Source organism: Pseudomonas sp. P4_C3, from assembly GCF_056402075.1.
On the sequence record NZ_JBFUIC010000639.1, the window covers coordinates 1 to 2,160 of the forward strand.

The 2,160-nt window shown below is 57.2% G+C and carries 2 protein-coding genes and 1 pseudogene; 2 read left to right on the plus strand and 1 reads right to left on the minus strand.

Features of this window, described 5'->3' with window-relative positions; all coding sequences use genetic code 11:
- Positions 1-3 precede the first annotated feature (3 nt).
- Positions 4-1,143 carry a hypothetical protein gene (locus AC1DVH_RS31385; protein ID WP_477757060.1) on the plus strand — a complete coding sequence of 380 codons (1,140 nt, stop codon included), beginning with the start codon at positions 4-6 and terminating at the stop codon, positions 1,141-1,143.
- 132 nt (positions 1,144-1,275) lie between these two features.
- A pseudogene (locus AC1DVH_RS31390) lies at positions 1,276-1,383 on the plus strand (LysR family transcriptional regulator); the annotation flags it as partial.
- Positions 1,384-1,436: 53 nt separating this feature from the next.
- Here the strand turns inward: AC1DVH_RS31390 and AC1DVH_RS31395 are convergent.
- Positions 1,437-2,072: a LysE family translocator gene (locus AC1DVH_RS31395; RefSeq protein ID WP_477757059.1), complete on the minus strand. Its 636-nt coding sequence runs from the start codon at positions 2,070-2,072 to the stop codon at positions 1,437-1,439.
- Between the last annotated feature and the right edge of the window lie 88 nt (positions 2,073-2,160).

Sequence of the window (2,160 nt, forward strand, 5' to 3'; positions counted from 1 at the left end):
CCACTGGCGCTATTGGGCGCCCTTTCCAGCCCTGCGATGGCGATCCAGGTTACCGATAACCTTGATCTCGGTGGTGCCGTCCGGGCGCGTTGGGACTATGACCCGGATCGCGACATCCAGACGTTCAACTTCGACACCGCGATCCTCAGCGCCAAGTACAACTCCGACACCTGGATTGGCGAAGCCAAGTACCGTTTCTACGGTCGAGCCTACCCTTACAAGTACACAAATAATGTCGGTGACGTCCAGTTCGCCGAGTTGGCGTGGATCGGCTACAAGTTCAACCCCGACCAGCAGGTCCAGGTCGGCCTGAACCAGCTGCCGTTCGGTTTGCAGCCGTACTTCGGCAGCACGTTCTATCAAACCCTGGGCAGCGTCATAGGACTGGAAGACATCGAAGAAGTCGGTGCCAAGTACATCCAGCAAAGCGGCGACTGGAATGTTCAGGCCGGTTATTACCTGCGCCCGGCCTGGCAGGGCAAAGGCACCAGCAACGGTGAAACCTACTCCACCGTGGTCTCCGAAGCGGACAGCTATGTCACCGACGGCAGTAACAACCAGGAACGCAACACAGTGGTCCTGCGGGTGGCCAAGGCGCTGGACCTGGGGCCGTGGAAGTCTGAAGTCGGGATCTCCGGCCTGACCTCGTCCCTGGAGAACCGCGACACCAACAACGATGGCCGGCGCAATGCCATGGCGGTGCACTACATCGGCAAAAACGGTCCGTGGGGCGTGCAACTGCAAGCCGCGCGACAGCAGATGTCCCCGCGCAACCCTGGCACCGATGAACTGGTGACTTTCGGCGGTTACGACGGCACCTTCAACGTCGCCAGTCGCGGCAACTTGTATGTGGCGGATTTGAGCTACGACGTCAGCGGCAAGTACCTGTTCGATCAGATCAGCGGTGTGAAGCTGTACGCCAACTACAGCGCCTTCGATAAGTCCGCGGACGATTTCAAGACCTCGCAACGGATGATTTTCGGCACCTCGTTCTCCCTCAGCAAGCTATGGATCGCCACGGAATGGTTGTACGGCAAGAATGATCCGGTCATCGGTGGCGGCAGCCTTACCCAGAGTCTGGGGGCTGGTGGTAGTAACCAGTGGGAAAACCAGTTGTACATGAACATCGGTTATTACTTCTGATCCGGATTTTTTGGCAACAGCCTTAAAGTCCTCTTCGCGAGCGGGCTCGCTCCCACAGGTTATGCGCTAAACCAAGAAAAACAATAAACCTGCCCCACGTAACAACGGAGGCCGGTGCGGAGTCATCCTTTCATGCGTCAACTGCCCTCGCTCAACATGCTGCGAGTCTTAGAAGAAGTCGCACGGCATCACAGTTTCAGCCAGACGGCGCTGGGTCTTAACGTTACCCAAGGCGCGGTCAAGTGGCTTACACAATCGATAGACTCTACATGCATAAACAGCCCAGACCCGGGCTAGGAGTTGGAGAACATCAGCTTTACTCCAGCTGCTCCGAAAACTAGCGCCAGGGTACCTTCGATCCATCGGCGTGCTCGGCGATATCCCCGAATCATGGGCGCGGTGGAGAAGACGATCGCATAGCCACAGAAGATAGTGACGCTAAGCACGGCGCAACCGGCCAGGATAATCCCGACCGTTTTTGGCGAAGCGTGCGGACCCAAGCCAAGGGTCATGGTAGCGATCCAGCCGAGCAGCGCCTTAGGGTTTGTGAGATGCATGAACAAGCCGCGCTGATAAAGACTGAAGCCCGAGACTTTTGGCGCGGCCGCTATCTCTTTTTCGAGCCGCTCATTGGACGTTAGAGCAGAGCGGCCTGCTTTGATGGCAAGGAAGAGCAGGTAAGCACCGCCAACTGTTTTTAAGACACCTAGCGCCTGCGCATACTGCGCCAGGATGGCTGAGACGCCCGTGGCTGCCATCGATCCCCAGAAAATCGAACCACTGATCACACCTGCCGCTAGCAGGAGCGCGGGCTGCCTGCCTTGGTTCATCGCGACGCCCATTATTCGCATGTTGCTCGGTCCAGGACTCGCGGCTCCAACAATATAGGCCGTGAATACGAGGAAGAGATGGTGGTAATCAAATGACATTAAAAGCCCCTTAACGAAGTTCTATGCCAGTCAGCGGCTCTGTTATTAGGAGCCCTATGACGGGGCGATGATGGCCGACCACAAGAGC